We start from the raw sequence: 17661 nt of genomic DNA on the forward strand, positions 1-17661 counted from the left end.
TTAAAGAAGTATAACATTGAACAACAGAATCATATCAAAAAACAATTGAATATTCAGCAGTGATAAAACAAAAAGACCTATTTCCAAACAAGTGGAATAGGTCTTCTTCAAATCTTATTTTTAAGTATCCTACTCATTATTATTAAGCCTCGTTGAAATCATCCGGTTGGATGTAATACATTTGATGAGACAGTTTTTTTTAAGAGTAATTTTAACAGTATTGCTGTATTGATATCCGGTAACATTTCCGTTAAGGGTAGATTTTACTCCGCGGCGGTAATAAGTAGTTTGGGTAATTGCCGGAGCACCATAACTTGCAGAGGTTGCATTGGCAATATCTACAAATGTTATATTATCAGTTGAGCTTTGCCACTGATAGCTGGCAGAACCTGTCACTTGGGCTGTAACAATCTCTGTGAGTGCATCTGGGTTGCTATTGATATCCTGACAAACGACTTGGTCCGTTCCAATGGTTCCGGAATTATCCACTCCATTTACAAACAGTTTACCTACATTGGAAATCGCCTGAAATGAACAGGTATGGAAGCTTGACTGAGCCACCACTCTATACTGATTATTGCTGAACTCTCCAGGAACATTATTAATGGTAAGCGTTGAGCTAGTAACATTCTTATAATGGGTATCATTTGTCAAATCTGTCCATACAGCTCCATTCAGTACTTGCCATTGATAGGTGATATTATCAGGAGTCTCATCAGTATCTGTATTTTTGATGACAGCTGTCATGGAGGTAGATTCACCTATAGCAACCGTTCTATCAGAGGGCTGGGATAAATAAGTCATGGGATCTATATAATACTCCGAAAGAATATTATAAACCCGCATCTGGCTAAACGAAAAACCCACACCAATAAGTTCGCCAAATTCAAGCCGAACTTCATTCCATGCTGCCGTTGGTTCTACTTTTATGATTCGTCTTTCCTTATTATCACCAAAATCAAAGAAAAAATGCCCATTGATTCCTGTTCTGTAAACCTCCTTTTTATTGTTGTAGAAAACAAAATTTCCAGCATTAAAGCTTGGATTAAGGTTAAATCCATCTGATGCAAAGTCTATATACACTGGTTTAGCAGGAAAAGCCGCTCTTGTAGTTCCTACTCCAATATACATTGAACAAAAAGCTCCAACTCCGGTTCCCGGCTTTAAGGAAGCAAAAGAGTTCACATCCATATCAGTCATATTACCTGGATTGATTGCTTCCTTTCCAAATCTAAAACAAAGAATTCCACCATTGCTAGCGCTTGAAGTATTGGTATCTAATAATCTTCCACAACCACCATTAGGAAGGGAAACCATTTCTTGGGATATCATTTTGTCTGACACAAAAAGACATAAGGCTATAAGGATATAGCGTAACATTGAATTTGTTTTCATCACGAATAATTTTAAGTAATTAATTGTACACAAGAGAATACTCATCCTTGGTTAAGGATGATGATAATGACCAGAAGTATTCTAAAATTATTTGACTACAAATACAATATTGATAAAAGAACATGCCGTAGCCGTAGCTGCTACATCATAACGCAGTATCCCATTGGCATCAATGCTTACATTCCTCAAAACGCCTGCCATCAAAATCTGTCACATAGTAGTAAAGGTCTGTCGCACTCACAAAGAAAGGAATGGCTGCGGGAGCTCCGGTACTTGTGACCTTTGGAGTTGAGAACTGGGTCTTATAAAGTTGATACAAATCCAATGTTTTACCAGTACTCAGTTTTGATGTATCAATACTGATGGATGGCATGTAGAAGAACTTAACGATGTTTCCACTGATGGGAACCCAGTTGGGATTGGCAGGTGTTCCTATGTTCTGGGTCAGTGCCTGCCTTTTAAGGTCATAAACCAAGAGACCATTTGCGGGAGTACCCACTGCTGATAAATCGGAAATTCTGGGAATCAATACACCTTTATTGGTATCGGTAACATCTAAAGCAGAACTCTTATCTGGGGAAGGTGTACCAATTCCTGTCTGCGCATTGATAATACTACCAGCACATAATGCCGTAGCAACGAATAATTTTTCGAATCTCATTTTTGTTTTTTTATATTTATGAAAAAATTTTTTACACTTTTTCAAGTAAAAAGAATCCTGGGAAAATCAATTATTTTAAACAACCAATAATCCAAAATTCTTCGACAAAGATAAAACATACAATTGGATTTTACCTTGTCACAGCAAGGAGGAAAAGAGGTTTTGCATAAAACTTGGTTCAGGAAAAGTTCGTCAACTTATCGTAAATAACTTGAAAACAGACTATAAGTGATGAGAGCTGGTTCTGAAAATATTTCCAAAAGAAAAAATAATCCGACAGCCTATCTATCATTGCTTCAACGAGTGGAATAAATACGGATTATTTAGCCAAGTCCGGGTTTCTCCATCGTAAAATAATTAAAGTGAAGCCTGTCTTTCCTATTTTATATCCAAATGGATGAAAGTCCTCCCAAATCAGCATCATGGCTTTCATGGAATTGAAAAATGCTCAGATTGTAATAAATGATAAATAATAAGTTGGGTTATGAGGTTGCATTGGTAAGGGACAGCAGAAGTATGATGTAGCGTTAAAAAGTAAGAATTTTGGCATCAATAGAAAATAATCCATTGAAAATATAGAAATAAAAAAAGCCTTTCTTTCGAAAGGCTTTTACTAATTTATTGTAGTTTGTATTATTTTGAAGCAAGTACTTCTTTATCTGAAGTAGTTTTTCCGTGTACTTCATCTTCTTTTCCTTTCTTAAGGAAGTCATAAGCGATTGCTGATGCAATAAAGATAGATGAGTAAGTACCAAATCCAATACCAATTAACATAGCAAACATAAATCCTCTTAGGTTATCACCACCAAAAATGAAGATCGCAAGGATCACAAGAATCGTAGTGAATGAAGTGTTGAACGTTCTACCCAATGTACTTGAAATAGAGTCATCAAATAATCCAGCTAATGTTAAAGACTTCTTCTCTCTTAGATATTCTCTAATTCTGTCGAAGATAATTACCGTATCGTTAATTGAATACCCTAATACTGTAAGGATCGCAGCGATGAAATCCTGGTTGATCTCCATGTTGAACGGCATATATTTATGAAGTAATGAATACGTTCCTAAAATAATTACCGCATCGTGGAATAATGCTGCAACTGCACCTAAAGAGAACTGCCATTTTCTAAATCTGAATAGGATATAGATAAAGATACCTGCCAATGCAGCAACTACCGCAAGAATACCGTGAGTCTGAATATCATCAGCTACCGTAGGACCTACTTTTTCAGATGAAATGATACCTGCGTGATCTTTGTCTGCAGATTTAAAGTCATTTAAAGTAATATTAGCAGGAAGATCTCCTTTTAATCCTTCATATAACTTCTGTTCAATCGTCTGGTCAGCTTTTAAAGATTCATCTTCAATAAGATAATCGGTAGAGATCTTCAATTGGTTAGAGTTTCCGAAAGTTTTAGCTTCTACAGAAGAGTTTTTACCATCTTCTGTTTTGAATAGTTTTACTAATTTTTCTTCAACATCATTAGCATTAACTTCTTTATCAAATCTTACTACATAGTTTCTACCTCCTGTAAAGTCGATACCATATTTGAATCCGTGAGTTACCATAGAAACAATACAAATCACTGTTAATACAGCAGAAACAATGTATGCATATTTTCTCTTACCAATGAAATCGATCCAAGTATTTCTGAATAGATTTTTCGTAGGTGGAGTCCATACAGAAAGGTGTTTACCTTTGTTCAGTCTACTAAAGATCATTACTCTTGACAACAATACAGAAGTAAATAATGTCATGATAATACCGATCATTAATGTCAATGCGAAACCTTTAATAGGTCCTGTTCCAAAGAAGAACAATACAACAGCAGTCAATAACGTAGTAGAGTGACCGTCAATAATTGCGCTTAATGCATGTTTGAAACCATCTTTATAAGCTTCTAAGATGCTCTTACCAGCAAATAATTCTTCTTTTGTTCTTTCGTAGATAATTACGTTCGTATCTACTGCCATAGCCATCGTCAATACGATACCAGCAATACCAGGAAGCGTAAGAGTAAAGTCTCCGGAATCCATAATTCCGAAAATATAGAAAAGGTTAATTACCATTGCAATTACAGCGTATACTCCTGCACCGCCATAATAGAAAATGATATAAACAATGATGATTAAGAATGCGATGGCAAATGAAATCATCCCTGCGTTGATAGACTCCTGTCCTAATGAAGGACCTACCTGAGTAGCCTGAACTACTTTAGCACCAGCAGGTAATTTACCCGCACCTAAAACGTCTACCAATTCTTTAGCTTCTTCCTGAGAGAAGTTACCAGAGATTTGAGTTCTACCGTTTGGAATAGCGTTTACAACATTTGGAGCAGTATATACTCTGTTATCAAGAGTTACAGCTACTGGTTTTCCAACGTTTTTCTCCGTTAAAGTTTTCCATTCTTTTGCTCCTTTAGAATCCATCTGCATGTCTACTACTACTCTTCCAAGTTCGTCATAGCTAATGCTTGCAGTTTCTACGGCACCGTCTACCGGAGCTTTTTGGTTGATGTTACTTCTGATCGCATAAAGCACTAAGTCATCAGGACTTGTAGCTTCAGGCTTGTAACCCCACATAAACTGTGTATATTTAATGTTGGCAGGACGCGAAGCCATTCCTACTTTGCTGTTCAAGATTTTGTTTACAGCAGCAGTATCAGATAATTTTACGTTGGCAACACCATTACTTCTTAATTTGTCAAGCTGTAAAAGGTTCATGAAGTTTACATTCTTTGCAACTCCCATAGAATCTCCTTTCGCAGCAACCATAGTTGTCAATGTTTGGAAATAAGGGGCAACTTCAGGAACTTGTTGTACTTCCCAGAACTGAAGTTTTGCAGAAGTCTGAAGCATTTTCTTCACCTTGTCAATATCCTTCATACCAGGCATTTCTACAGAAATTCTAGCGGTACCAGGTACTCTCTGAACATTTGGCTGGATTGCTCCTAGCTTGTCAATTCTCGTTCTGATTACCTCGAAAGCCGTTCCTACAGAAAGGTCAATTCTTCTCTTCACAATACTTTTCACCTGTTCATCAGTAGTATTATACTTGATTTCAGATAAGTTTGTGTTTCCGAAAAGTTCCGGATCAGCAAGCTTTAGGTTTGTTCCTTTTGCTTTGTTTACTGCATCGAACTGTTCAAAGAAATTGTCGATGTAAGATTTTGTTGAGTTTTTCTGAGCTTCATCAGTCTTATTTAAAGCGTCAATAAGAACAGGATTTGTAGAATAATTGGTTAAATCATTTACCAAATCTCTTTGGTTGATTTCCAATAGAACATTGATCCCTCCTTTTAAGTCAAGACCCAATTTCATTTCCTTGTCTTTAGCTTTTGAATAATAAAGCTTTGTATACCCAAGATTAAGAGTATCTTCCTTGATTCGTTTGATCTCTTTCTCGTTTCCTTTCGCAGCTTCTATCTGCGATTCAATTTTGCTGGCGTACCAGGTTGGTAATAGCTCGTTTAAGCAAATCAACCCCAGGACAATAGCAACAATTGTAATAAGCCCTTTTCCTTGCATTTTGTTATAACTACGTTAAATTAAGTCGGCAAATATAATGATTTTCTTGTATTTTATGAATTTTTAACAACAGAAATGGTTTATTTTCAGATATATCAGCATTCTGATTTCTATTTAAGATTTAACAATTATTTCAAGGTATCTTAGTGAAGTTTTCAAAATTTAATTGGTATAAAATTTTCATTCATACTTCAATACACTAATTATCACAATATTATGAAAAATTTACTTTTTACCTTAAGTATCTTTTCTTCTTTAATTCTTAATGCTCAAAGCATTAATCTAGAAGAATTTGCCACCGGATTAACTAGCCCGGTAGAGATTACGAATGTCAATGACAGCCGGATATTCGTTGTTCAGCAGAACGGTATGATAAAGATTATCCAACCCAATGGAGCCATTAATCCGACTAACTTTCTGAATATTTCATCAAAAATTCTATATGGAGGGGAAAGAGGACTTTTAGGACTAGCCTTCCATCCACAATACTCAACCAATGGGTATTTTTTTGTGTATTACAATAACACAGCAGGAAATGTTGTAACCGCAAGGTATAAAGTAAGCACCACAGATCCCAATGTAGCAGATCCCAATTCTGAAAAAATCCTACTGAACATTCCCAAACCATTTGCCAACCATAATGGAGGAAGTATTCATTTTGCTCCTGATGGAAAGCTATGGATCATAACAGGAGATGGAGGAAGTAGTGGTGATCCCAATAATAATGCTCAAAACAAGAATTCTCTTCTCGGAAAGATGCTGAGAATAGATGTGGATGCTGCAGATCCGGTTCCATATAATATCCCTTCTGACAATCCTTTTGCAGGAGCAGGAGTTGATGGAGCAGATGAAATTTGGGCATACGGACTTCGAAATGCCTGGAAATTTTCATTTGATCTTTCCACAGGAAATGCTATGATTGCCGACGTAGGCCAGGGAGCTATTGAAGAAATCAACAAAATGCCTATCACACAGGCCGGGATCAATTATGGATGGCGCTGCTATGAAGGAAATAATGCTTATAACACTACAACAGGATGCCCAGCTCAGTCATCAATGACATTTCCTATCGCTGTCTACGATCATTCCGGAGGCAAATGTTCCATCACGGGTGGTTATGTGTACAGAGGAACTCAATATCCTTCACTTCAGGGAAAATATTTCTTTGCAGACTACTGTTCCAATCAAATTGGTATTCTGGGTACTGATAATTCTATCACATGGACAGCTGCCTACAGCGGAAACGGTTTCTCCTCCTTTGGACAAGATTCTCAAAAAGAACTTTATGTAGCAGGAGTGGAGAGCGGGAAAATTTTCAAAATTACAACAGGGACATTAGGTACCAACGAAAACAATCTTTCAAATGCCCTAAAAATTTATCCTAATCCAGCCTCCAAAGAAATCTTTATTGATGGAATCAAAGATAAAAATGTGACACTGGAACTTATCAATGCAGAAGGAAGAAAAGTACTGGAAACAGATAAGATCACAAGTGGTAAAGGCATTGATATTTCCGGTTTACCTTCCGGGGTTTACTTTATCAATCTGAAATCAGGGAATTTAAAGTCTTACAGCCAGAAATTAATCATCAAGTAAACAACTGATAAAAATCTATTTGAACTTGCTATTCTAAGCTAAAAATCAAAGCCAATAAAAAGCGATTCAGTTTTGAATCGCTTTTTATTTTATATTGTCATGGAGAATATTCTCGTTTCCGGTTTATTTCTCATCATTCTGAGGTCGAAAACCATTGCTACGTTTCGGGTGAAAGCTCTCCCCGCTTCTGTAATTTTAATTTCTTTACCTGAAATCTCTACCAATCCATCATTTTCCATTTCCTTCAGCATATCTAATGCATTATCAAGTTCAGGGAAAGAATTGTCTATCGTAAAAGTCGTTTCAAGTTGACACATCAGATTTAAAATATGTCTTCTTACAATCAAATCTTCTTCATTCAGAACGTGTCCTTTCACAACAGGAATTTTACCTTCTTCCACCATCGTCTGATATTCTTCTACCGTCTTCACATTCTGGGCAAAAGCATACCAAGAATCTGAAATAGCAGACATTCCAAGTCCTACCATCAGCTGGGTATTGCTTGAAGTATACCCCATAAAATTTCTGTGAAGTTTTTTATGGATTAGAGATTGGTATAAATCATCATGCTCTAAAGAGAAGTGATCCATTCCTACCTCAATATAGCCTAAATCCTGAAGCAGTTTTTTACCATCTTCATATAAACGGCGTTTTTCTTCTCCACTTGGAAGATCATTTTCATCAAAACCTCTCTGCCCTACTCCTTTTACCCATGGAACATGAGCGTAAGAGTAAAATGCGAGTCTATCCGGCTTCAGCTCCATCGTTTTTCTGATGGTATGTTCCATTGCTTCCCAGGTTTGATGTGGAAGCCCAAATACCAAATCGTGACTGATTCCTCTGTAACCAATTTCCTTAGCCCATTCCGTTACATTTTTCACGTTTTCAAAAGGCTGAATTCTGTTGATCGCTTTCTGTACTTTAGGATCATAATCCTGAACACCGAAGCTCACTCTTCTGAAACCAAGATCATATAAAGTCTGAAGGTGTTCCTTCGTAGTATTATTCGGGTGCCCTTCAAATGAAAATTCCGGATGTTCTGCAATCTCTACAGTAGTAAAAATTCCTTCCAACAATGTTTTTAAATTTTCAGGAGAGAAAAACGTAGGAGTACCACCACCAAGGTGTAATTCCTTTAATTTTGGTTTTTCATTAAAAAGCTCCAGGTAAAGTTTCCATTCCTTTAAAACACTTTCCAGATAGGGAATTTCAACACTATGTTGTTTGGTAATACGCTTATGACATGCACAGAATGTACATAACGCCTCGCAGAAAGGCAAATGAATATAAATAGAAATCCCCTCCTCTGCATTCGTTTCATGAAATGACCTGATTACGCTCTCCTTCCATCCTTCTGGTGAAAATGTAGAATCATCCCAATAAGGAACGGTAGGATAAGAAGTGTAACGGGGTCCGGGGATATTATATTTATCTATTAAAGAGTTCATTTTGAAAAATAAAATTTTATAAGGTGGGGAAATTTAACATTATTAAAATTCCATCCTACAAAATTAACCATTAGTTATGAATTTTTACCTATGAATTATATTAGGTTATAGTTTAGAATGAGTCTAAATACACTATTTAAACCTGTTAGAGAAGTAATGATAAATTCTATTAGTTTCATTTATTTTTTTGATATGAATAATGAATCATTATCCCTAAAAAATAAAACTGAACCTTTTTTATGATTTAATGATAAAAATTTTATTTTATTTTCATTTCCACAATCCTATCCTTCCCCGCAAAAACCACTCTATTTTTGTCAATCCACTGACAGACATACAGTCCTTTTTCCTCAGAAATTTTCTTCCATGTTTTTCCAAAATCTGAAGAGTAACTGACATGCTGATCTCCTACTGCAACAATCTCTTTCCCTTTTGAACCTGGCTTAATTTTCACACAAGTCATATAACCTGCATTCTGACCTGAAGCCTGAATCTGCCAGGTTTCTCCGCCATCATGAGTGGTAGCAATATTATTGACATTAGCTCCCTGCTTCGTATAATCTCCACCTACTGCAATTCCAAACTGGTCATCACTGAAATCAATGGAATACATTCCCTGTGATGATTCTCCCTGAATAAATGGTGTTTTGAAAACTTCCAGTTTTTCATTCTTAAGATTCAATCTTAAGATTCTTGAAGCTTTACCCCCTGTAGCAATCCATACATATTTTTTTGTAGAAGAAATATTGGTATTACTGGCTGCAAAAGCCGCTTCACCATCATTCAGTTTTAAAGTATTTTTAAACATTCCCCATTTACCCTCTTTATAGACTGCTAATTTTAATAACTGGTCACTGTCTGCATCACTGAAAGCATACGCCAATTTATCATTTACAAAATGCAAAGCATCATAAAATGCTGTTTTTGCAGAGTCTGTAAAAATAATCTGTGATTTCAAATCTTTTTTATCAATCCTGAAGAAACGGCCTGGGCTTACAATATTAATGGCATAGAATGACGTTTTATCCTGTGCAAGAGTTCTGAACTCAAGCTTTTCATCAGAAAGCTTAACTTGTTTTTGATTCTTCGTATCCTTAAGATCTACAAAACCGAATTTGGAGTCTGAACCGCTATACCAAACTTTATGATCATAGAGTTCAAGAGCTCTGATGCTTATTTTATCCGTAAATATTGTTTTAATGCTTTCCACCTGTTGGGAAAACGCTAGCATTCCTAAGGATAGGAATCCAATGGAAAAAATCTTTTTCATATCTCTATTTATTGGTTATTTACAAAAAAAACCGCCGAAGCGGTTTATATTATAGTTCATCTTTTTGATATTTCTCAGGATTGTTAAGCTTACTGTTTCTTTTACCATAAAGGAAATAAACAATTCCACCTAACAATAACCAACCTCCGGAAAGTTCTTTTGCATGATCACTCAGGTTATAAATAAGATATAGGTTGATAATTACTCCTAATCCTACTACAATTTTATATGCAGGAACTTTGAAAGGTCTGATCAAATTAGGTTCTTTCTTTCTCATTACCCAAACAGCAATACAAACCAATGTAAATGCAAATAAAGTTCCGAAGCTCGTCATATCCGCCAAAGTGGAAATAGGGGTAAATGCTGCAATAAGTGCCACAATAATTCCCAATAAAATAATTCCTTTATAAGGCGTTTTTGTTTTTGGATGAAGTTCACCAAAGAATTTAGGAATCAAACCATCCTTTGACATACCGATAAAGATTCTGGATTGTCCCATCATCATTACCATTACTACAGAAATTAATCCTACAGTAGCAGCAATCGTTACAATATTACTTGCCCAATGTTTTCCTGCAATTTCAAATGCATAGGCTACAGGTGCTTTAATGGCATCCGGATATTTTCCATTCGGGTTAAAATCTGTATAATGCATCATCCCAGTTAATACAAGAGATACACAGATATATAAAGCTGTACAGATTAATAATGAAGCGATGATTGCAAACGGTACATCTTTTTTAGGATTGATTGCCTCTCCCGCCTGAGTGGAAACAGCATCGAATCCGATATAGGCAAAGAAAATAGCGGCAGCTCCAGAAATAATTCCCTGGATACCATATGCTGAAACCATATCTCCCTCAGAGTTTTTGATCGTAACCTGATCCGGAATAAAAGGATTCCAGTTTTTCACACCATCCACAGCATTGTAAAGATCGCTATTCGAAAAAATAATATAAGCTCCTGCAATAACTACAAAAATTACAGCTGAAGTTTTCATTAAAACGATCAGGTTGTTAGCTCCGGCAGCTTCTTTAGTACCTTTTACCAATAAGGCTGTAATCAAAAGAACAAGAATAAATGCAGGCAGGTTCATAGAAAAACCGCTTCCTGTATAACTTGCAGGATCCGAGGTAAGATAAGCCGGCAAATGAATATTAAAAATCTTCAAAAATTTGGTAAAATATCCGGACCAACTCACAGAAACGGCCATACTGGCCATGGCATACTCCAGGATGAGACACCATCCCATTGCCCACGCAAAAATTTCGCCTACTGTACCATACGCATAGGCATACGCAGATCCTTCAACAGGAATAATGGAGGCAAACTCCGCATAGCATAATGCTGCAAAAACGCAGGCAATTCCTGCAATAATAAAGGAGATTGCAAGCGCTGGTCCTGCATGATAATAGGCTCCTGTTCCTGTAAGAACAAAGATTCCACCTCCAATGATAGCACCTACTCCTATTGCTGTTAAACTCCATTTTCCAAGGACCTTCTTCAGCTCACTTTTCTTCATATCTGCCTCATAGGCACTTAGTGGTTTCTTAACCCAAATTTTCGACATGTTTTTTTATTTATTAAGGATTTACGAAAATATAAAAAATTTAGGAATCCTCACGTTTATCGTTAAACTTTCATCATTTATTTTACATTAAGTCTTTAAAAACCTGAGCAACATATTATTTAATTCATTTTAAAAAGTCCATATTTTTGTTTATTTTTGATCGCATGAATTTATATGATCTTTTTGTAAAGCCTTACGAAAGCTATGATTCCTTACAGATTATGCTTGAAGCATCAGGTGCTATTTTCGGAACTATGAGCGTATATTTTTCAATTAAGAAAAATATATGGGTATATCCTACAGGCATTATTTCAACCCTGATCTATGTATATATTCTTTTTAACTTCGGGTTATTAGGTGACTGTCTTATCAATGTTTATTATACTGTGATGAGTGTCTATGGCTGGATATTATGGGCTAAAAATTCAGAAGATCATATCCATGTGGATGTTACATGGGCTACAAAAAAGGAATGGTATTACGCATCCATCCTTTTTATCCTGAGCCTGGCATTGGTTACTCTTATTTATTATTATAAACCTTATATTGACAATCATTTTTCAATGAAAGGAACCAATCTCGGATTATATCATTTGGATTGGGCAAATTGGATGGATGTTTTCACCACTTCAATATTTTTAGTAGGAATGTGGTTTATGGCCAAACAACGCATTGAGAACTGGATTTTCTGGATTATTGGAGATCTTATTTGCATCCCTATGATGATTTTTAAGGGGCTTGGCATCACTTCGGTTCAATATTTGGTATTTACTATAATGGCTATCTTAGGATACCTTAATTGGAAAAAAAGTTTTAAAGAAAAAAAAGTACAATAAAGTTATGAAAAATTTATTAAAAATAGCAGTTAGTATCTTTGCAATAAGTACATTAACATCTTGTATGGCATATACAGATGGGTATGGCAGCAATGGCTACGGTGACCCATATTATAACAATGGATATTACTATGCTCCTTCAGGATATTATGGTAGTGGCGGATATTATGGTAATGACGGCTATTATTATAGAAACAATATTAATTACTACTATGATAATGGTGCTCCTTACTATTATGACAATTATAATAACTCCAGAAGAAAAGTATATGTAGAAAGAAGAACTACGGTTACTTCACAAAGACCTAATAATGGTTTCCGTAATAACGGTTCCAATAACGGAAGATACAATAACGGAAACTCCAATAACAATAGTGGATATCGTGGCGGATTCAGAAATCCAAACAGTGGTTATCAGAACAACCAAGGAAATCAAAATAACCAAGGAAATAGGAATAATCAAAGCAGTGGTGGATTCAGAACTCAAAACGGTTTTGAAAACAGAAGTTCAAGTTCCAATTCAAATTCGGGTGGTTTCAGAAATTCAGAAAGTACGGGTAGCACAAGATCAGAATCCTCAAGTGGAGGTTTTAGAAACAACTCAAGCAGCAGCCAAAACACAAATTCAAACTCTAATTCAAACAGACAACAGAACAGTGGTGGCTTTAGATAGATTAATTATAAATAACGATTATAAATAAGGAAACGAACAGTTAACACTGTTCGTTTTTCATTTTAAATATATTAATTTTGTTTCTTCATTTAGACAAAAAACAATATGGAATTTTATAAATATCAGGGAACGGGAAATGACTTTGTAATGGTAGATAACCGTGACCTTCAGTTTCCTAAAGATAAAAAAATTATTGAAAAATTATGTGACAGACGTTTCGGAATAGGTGCCGACGGACTTATCCTTTTGGAAAACGATCCTGATTATGATTTTAAAATGGTATACTATAATTCTGATGGCGGAGAAAGCACAATGTGTGGAAATGGCGGAAGATGTCTTGTCGCTTTTGCTTTTTTCCTTGACGTTTTTGAAGACAAGTGTAAGTTCATGGCGATAGACGGTGAACATGACGCAGAAATTCATAACGGGATCATTAAATTAAAAATGATTGATGTAGACTCCATTTCTTATGACGGAAGTGATGCTGTTTTGAACACAGGCTCTCCTCATTATGTAAAATATGTAGAAAATCTTGCCGATTATGATGTCTATACTCAAGGACATGGGATCAGAAATTCAGAAAATTATAAAGAAAAAGGGATCAATGTCAACTTTGTAGAAAAAATTTCTGATAATGAAATTTTTGTAAGAACCTATGAACGAGGAGTTGAGGACGAAACTTACAGTTGTGGAACAGGAGTTACAGCTTCTGCTTTAACTTTTCTTCAAAAAGACAATCTAACTTCCGTAAAAGTTAAAACGCTGGGCGGAAATCTTAAGGTATATGCTGAAAAAAATAATGATTCTTTCTGTAATATCTGGCTGGAAGGTCCTGCAAAGCAAGTTTTTAAAGGGAAGGTAGAGCTTCTTTAAAATCAAAAAACTTTTAATCAATAATATAGGAATGAAAAAAGCTATTCTCATTATCATTCTGCTCGTTTTTGTAGTAGCAGGATTTTTTGGTTTGAGATTTTATAATAAATATTTTGGAAACAATGTAGAAAAGGAGGGTTATGTTTTGATCCCTCATAAGGCGAACATGAATCAGATCATGGATTCTATTGCTCCCTACATTAAAGACCGTGAATCTTTTGAAACAGTCGCTAAAGATAAAGGTCTTGCTGCCAATTTCAAGGCAGGGCGCTATCACATCCAAAGCGGAAAAGGAAATACGGACCTTGTTAATATGATTAAAGCAGGTAACCAGTCAGCAAACTCATTCAGAATCGGAGATTTTGGAGATATGTACCAAATGATTGGAAAAGTTACCAAAAAAACAGAACTGGACTCCCTTCATTTTGTCAATGATCTTGATGTGGTAGCACAGCAAAAAGGATATAAAAATGTTGAAGATCTAAAGAAGTATTTCTTCATTGATACTTATAATTTTTTCTGGACTGTAAGCCCAAGAGAGTTTTTCTCAAAATTTGAAGACCAGTACAATGAGTTCTGGACCAGTGAAAGGAAAAATAAAGAACAACAATCCGGACTGTCAAGAGAACAGGTTTATGCTCTTGCGTCTATTGTATATAAAGAATCAGGAGGAAAGAAAGACGAGATGAAAACTATTGCAGGTTTATATTTAAACCGCTATAGAAAAGGGATGAAACTTCAATCTGATCCTACCGTAATCTATGCGATCAATAAACAGACGAATTTTAAAGAATCAATCAAAAGAGTATTATATAAACACCTGTCTACTCCATCTCCATACAACACTTACGCCAATGCGGGAATTCCTCCAGGGCCAATTTGCGTAGTGGATAAGAATTCAGTAGATGCTGTTTTAAATGCAGAAAACAACAATTATATATTTATGTGTGCAGATCCTGCAAGATTTGGATATCATAAGTTTACAGCAAGTGCGGAAGAACATGCTGTAAATGCAAAAGCTTATCAGGACTGGCTCAATTCAAAAAATATAAAATAAGCTTTTAGCAGACACCATAATTTTATAGATTAAGAAACAATAATTAAATCATAATATATTGAAAATCAAATAAATATTAATTTTCAACATATTAAGGGTTATCCTTTCACGATTTTATACAAAAAAATAACCTATGAAGAATAAGACAGAAATTGTCAATATTTTCACCAGAAAAACACTAGGACTTACTTTAGTACTCTCCGCAGCTGCTATGGCTTTTGCTCAGGAGAAGGCTGATGTTTCAGGAACCATTGTCAATAAGAAAAACCAGCCGGTACCTTATGCCTCTGTAACCTTTAGCAACAAAGCCAACAAATCATTAAGCGATGCAGTATTGACGGATGAAAAGGGACAATATAAACTACAACTTACTCCTGGAAGTTATGATATTGCTGTAGAAGCTATTGATTACAAAAAAAGCAGCATCAACAAAAATATTACCGGAGCCGGAAATATTGGTGCATTATCTATTGAGCCTGAAGCTGCCACTACATTAGATGGAAAGACACAGGAACTGCAAGGTGTTGTTATTACTGCTTCCGCAGCGAAACCTTATAAAGTAGAACTGGATAAAAAAACCTATGATCCTTCTCAGGATATTGTGAGTAAAGGAGGAAGTCTTCAGGATGTTCTTACCAATGTACCATCAGTTACAGTAGATACAGACGGAACTGTTTCTATGAGAGGAAGTTCAAACGTAAAATTCCTAATCAACGGTAAGCCTTCTTCCCTATTGGGTATTGATGATGGAGCAAATGCTTTGCAGAGTATTCCCGCTGACCAAATTGAGAGAATTGAAGTCATTACCAACCCTTCTTCAAAATTTGAAGCAAGTGGAACCTCCGGTATTTTAAATATTATTCTTAAAAAGAGCAAAAAAGTAGGATTTAATGGTAGTGTAGTCGGTAGTCTTGGATACTTTCCGAGAACCTCTCTTAACACTAATTTAAGCTGGAGAAAAAACAACTGGACCTGGTTTGTAAACGGTGGTGGTGGTTATACCGAAAATAAAACCAAAAGTAATTCTGAAACGACTTACCATAATATCACTTTCCCGAAAATAGATCCTATTCCCACTACCCAGGCAGGAATAGATCAAATTCCTACGATCCCTGCTCACCAGCTTCAAAATTCCACCAATAAAACATATAATAAAAACTATAACGTAAGTGCCGGTTTTGTATATGATATTTCTGATAAGACCTCTGTTAATTTAACAGGATTGGTGAGAACTTTTGAAGGTGACGGAAATGAACTTGTCAATACTTACGACTCCTTTTATAAATATACAGGAGATACATCAAACCTCTGGAAACCTATGAATACTTACACTTTGAGGGATTCTAAGACGATATTTAACAATCTTGCTTTCCAGGGAGATGTAGGTTTGGATCATAAGTTTGATGATAAAGGTCAGAATTTATCCGTATCATTAAGTTTACAGAGAAACAGAAGCAATAACAATGGTGACATCCAAGAAAGTGTAGACCATGTTCTTTCTGTACAAGATATTACAAGAAGACATTCTGTAAGTAAAACCGTGATAGGAAAAGCAGACTATGAATTACCAATCGGTGAAAATTCCAAACTTGAAGCTGGTTACAGATTGGATATTAATAACAATACCTATGATAATTTTGTAAGCACGACATCTAATAATCCTTTTATTTTAGATTATAATAATAATACAGACTATAAGGAAATGTTCAATGCGTTCTATTTACAATTTAAAAGTAAAATTGGAAGCTTTGCCTACCAGGTAGGATTAAGAGACGAGGTTTCCAATGTTAAGATCAATTATATCAGCCAAAATCCAAACACACCCCCAATTGATAAAACCAAGAATTACAATAATTTATTTCCAAGTGTATTCTTAAGCTATGATATTGCTAAAAATAATCAGATCTTAGTGAACTATTCGCGCAGGATAGACAGACCAAGATCATTCTTTATGGTTCCTTTCTCAAATTATGTCAATAACCAGAATATTTTTGCGGGAAATATTGATTTAAATCCATCCTATGTAGATTCTTATGAAGTAGGTTATAACCTTACAAAGAAGAAGTTCACCCTGAACCCTACTTTGTATTACAGACATGCCACAGAAGATACGAAAATGTTAGTCTACAGACCGGATGAAAGACAAACGGTATTCTATACAAAACCGGAAAACCTGGGTAATGATGATCGTATAGGTTTGGATCTGAACTTTACCTATGATCCTTTTGCATGGTTCAAAATCATGGGTAGTGCGGATATATTCAGATACAAAACTACAGGAATCACTTCTTACGCTACAATAGATAGAGATGGCTTAGCCCAGACAAGAACATTAGACTTTACAGGTAGTGGCTTCTCTACAAGGTTACGTCTTAATACAACCTTCAGACTGGATAAAACGTTAAGTGTACAATTGCAAGGGTTCTACAGAGGAGGACAGAAAACGGTAAACCAGGACAGAAAAGATATGTATGCTCTAAACTTTGGGGCTTCCAAAACGATATGGAAAGGAGACGGAACTATTACTTTCAATATTCAGGATATCTTTAATACAAGAGGTATGGAAGTATTTAATTACACTAGTGACTATACCCGAAGCAGCTTTATGCAATGGCAGCCAAGACAGTTTTCTATCTCTTTAACCTATAGATTCAAACAAGGTGAGAAAATAGAACAACCTAAAAGGAAAAAGGATATTAACTCCAATGAAAATAAAGATGACCAACAAGGTCCAATGTAATACAAAAAGCCCCG

The 17661-nt window shown here is 35.6% G+C and carries 12 protein-coding genes; 6 read left to right on the forward strand and 6 right to left on the reverse strand.

Features of this window, described 5'->3' with window-relative positions; genetic code table 11:
- Positions 1–129: 129 nt before the first annotated feature.
- The 3 genes from EG344_RS02855 to secD all read right to left on the reverse strand — a co-directional run bounded on the left by EG344_RS02855 (position 130) and on the right by secD (position 5584).
- Positions 130–1395, reverse strand: coding sequence for a hypothetical protein (locus EG344_RS02855; protein WP_123908194.1), 1266 nt, complete (start codon positions 1393–1395; stop codon positions 130–132).
- 169 nt (positions 1396–1564) lie between these two features.
- Positions 1565–2056: a hypothetical protein gene (locus tag EG344_RS02860; RefSeq protein ID WP_123908195.1), complete on the reverse strand. Its 492-nt coding sequence runs from the start codon at positions 2054–2056 to the stop codon at positions 1565–1567.
- 633 nt (positions 2057–2689) lie between these two features.
- On the reverse strand, positions 2690–5584 hold the full coding sequence (gene secD, locus EG344_RS02865) for a protein translocase subunit SecD (RefSeq protein WP_123908196.1): 2895 nt from the start codon (positions 5582–5584) through the stop codon (positions 2690–2692).
- 216 nt (positions 5585–5800) lie between these two features.
- Here secD and EG344_RS02870 point away from each other — a divergent pair, with 216 nt between their 5' ends.
- Entirely contained in the window at positions 5801–7180 is a 1380-nt protein-coding gene (locus EG344_RS02870; RefSeq protein ID WP_123908197.1) for a PQQ-dependent sugar dehydrogenase, read from the forward strand.
- An 89-nt stretch (positions 7181–7269) separates the two neighbouring features.
- Here EG344_RS02870 and hemN read toward each other — a convergent pair whose 3' ends face one another.
- From hemN to EG344_RS02885, 3 genes are all read right to left on the reverse strand, one after another.
- A complete protein-coding gene (hemN, locus tag EG344_RS02875) occupies positions 7270–8628 on the reverse strand; it encodes an oxygen-independent coproporphyrinogen III oxidase (RefSeq protein ID WP_123908198.1) in 1359 nt (452 codons plus the stop codon).
- A gap of 259 nt (positions 8629–8887) precedes the next feature.
- Positions 8888–9898 carry a WD40/YVTN/BNR-like repeat-containing protein gene (locus EG344_RS02880; RefSeq protein WP_123908199.1) on the reverse strand — a complete coding sequence of 337 codons (1011 nt, stop codon included), beginning with the start codon at positions 9896–9898 and terminating at the stop codon, positions 8888–8890.
- Positions 9899–9947: 49 nt separating this feature from the next.
- Positions 9948–11468, reverse strand: coding sequence for an amino acid permease (locus tag EG344_RS02885; protein ID WP_123908200.1), 1521 nt, complete (start codon positions 11466–11468; stop codon positions 9948–9950).
- A 164-nt stretch (positions 11469–11632) separates the two neighbouring features.
- Here EG344_RS02885 and pnuC point away from each other — a divergent pair, with 164 nt between their 5' ends.
- The 5 genes from pnuC (at position 11633) to EG344_RS02910 (ending at position 17647) form a co-directional block, all read left to right on the forward strand.
- Complete coding sequence (pnuC, locus tag EG344_RS02890; protein WP_123908201.1) at positions 11633–12304, forward strand: nicotinamide riboside transporter PnuC; 672 nt, start codon at positions 11633–11635, stop codon at positions 12302–12304.
- 4 nt (positions 12305–12308) lie between these two features.
- Positions 12309–12977, forward strand: coding sequence for a hypothetical protein (locus EG344_RS02895; protein WP_123908202.1), 669 nt, complete (start codon positions 12309–12311; stop codon positions 12975–12977).
- A gap of 105 nt (positions 12978–13082) precedes the next feature.
- Positions 13083–13850 carry a diaminopimelate epimerase gene (gene dapF, locus EG344_RS02900; protein WP_123908203.1) on the forward strand — a complete coding sequence of 256 codons (768 nt, stop codon included), beginning with the start codon at positions 13083–13085 and terminating at the stop codon, positions 13848–13850.
- A 31-nt stretch (positions 13851–13881) separates the two neighbouring features.
- Positions 13882–14907 carry an endolytic transglycosylase MltG gene (mltG, locus tag EG344_RS02905; RefSeq protein ID WP_123908204.1) on the forward strand — a complete coding sequence of 342 codons (1026 nt, stop codon included), beginning with the start codon at positions 13882–13884 and terminating at the stop codon, positions 14905–14907.
- Positions 14908–15040: 133 nt separating this feature from the next.
- Positions 15041–17647: a TonB-dependent receptor domain-containing protein gene (locus EG344_RS02910; protein ID WP_123908205.1), complete on the forward strand. Its 2607-nt coding sequence runs from the start codon at positions 15041–15043 to the stop codon at positions 17645–17647.
- The last annotated feature ends 14 nt before the right edge of the window (positions 17648–17661 follow it).

Origin of the sequence: Chryseobacterium sp. G0162, from assembly GCF_003815715.1 — a bacterium.
In the GTDB taxonomy this organism is placed as follows: domain Bacteria; phylum Bacteroidota; class Bacteroidia; order Flavobacteriales; family Weeksellaceae; genus Chryseobacterium.

Excerpts from the sequence above, each read along its gene's own strand:
- EG344_RS02860 (WP_123908195.1), bottom strand. The coding sequence starts at position 2,056 with ATGAGATTCGAAAAATTATTCGTTGCTACGGCATTATGTGCTGGTAGT.
- EG344_RS02885 (WP_123908200.1), bottom strand. The coding sequence starts at position 11,468 with ATGTCGAAAATTTGGGTTAAGAAACCACTAAGTGCCTATGAGGCAGAT.
- secD (WP_123908196.1), bottom strand. The coding sequence starts at position 5,584 with ATGCAAGGAAAAGGGCTTATTACAATTGTTGCTATTGTCCTGGGGTTG.
- mltG (WP_123908204.1), top strand. The coding sequence starts at position 13,882 with ATGAAAAAAGCTATTCTCATTATCATTCTGCTCGTTTTTGTAGTAGCA.
- dapF (WP_123908203.1), top strand. The coding sequence starts at position 13,083 with ATGGAATTTTATAAATATCAGGGAACGGGAAATGACTTTGTAATGGTA.
- pnuC (WP_123908201.1), top strand. The coding sequence starts at position 11,633 with ATGAATTTATATGATCTTTTTGTAAAGCCTTACGAAAGCTATGATTCC.
- EG344_RS02880 (WP_123908199.1), bottom strand. The coding sequence starts at position 9,898 with ATGAAAAAGATTTTTTCCATTGGATTCCTATCCTTAGGAATGCTAGCG.
- EG344_RS02870 (WP_123908197.1), top strand. The coding sequence starts at position 5,801 with ATGAAAAATTTACTTTTTACCTTAAGTATCTTTTCTTCTTTAATTCTT.
- EG344_RS02855 (WP_123908194.1), bottom strand. The coding sequence starts at position 1,395 with ATGAAAACAAATTCAATGTTACGCTATATCCTTATAGCCTTATGTCTT.
- EG344_RS02895 (WP_123908202.1), top strand. The coding sequence starts at position 12,309 with ATGAAAAATTTATTAAAAATAGCAGTTAGTATCTTTGCAATAAGTACA.
- EG344_RS02910 (WP_123908205.1), top strand. The coding sequence starts at position 15,041 with ATGAAGAATAAGACAGAAATTGTCAATATTTTCACCAGAAAAACACTA.
- hemN (WP_123908198.1), bottom strand. The coding sequence starts at position 8,628 with ATGAACTCTTTAATAGATAAATATAATATCCCCGGACCCCGTTACACT.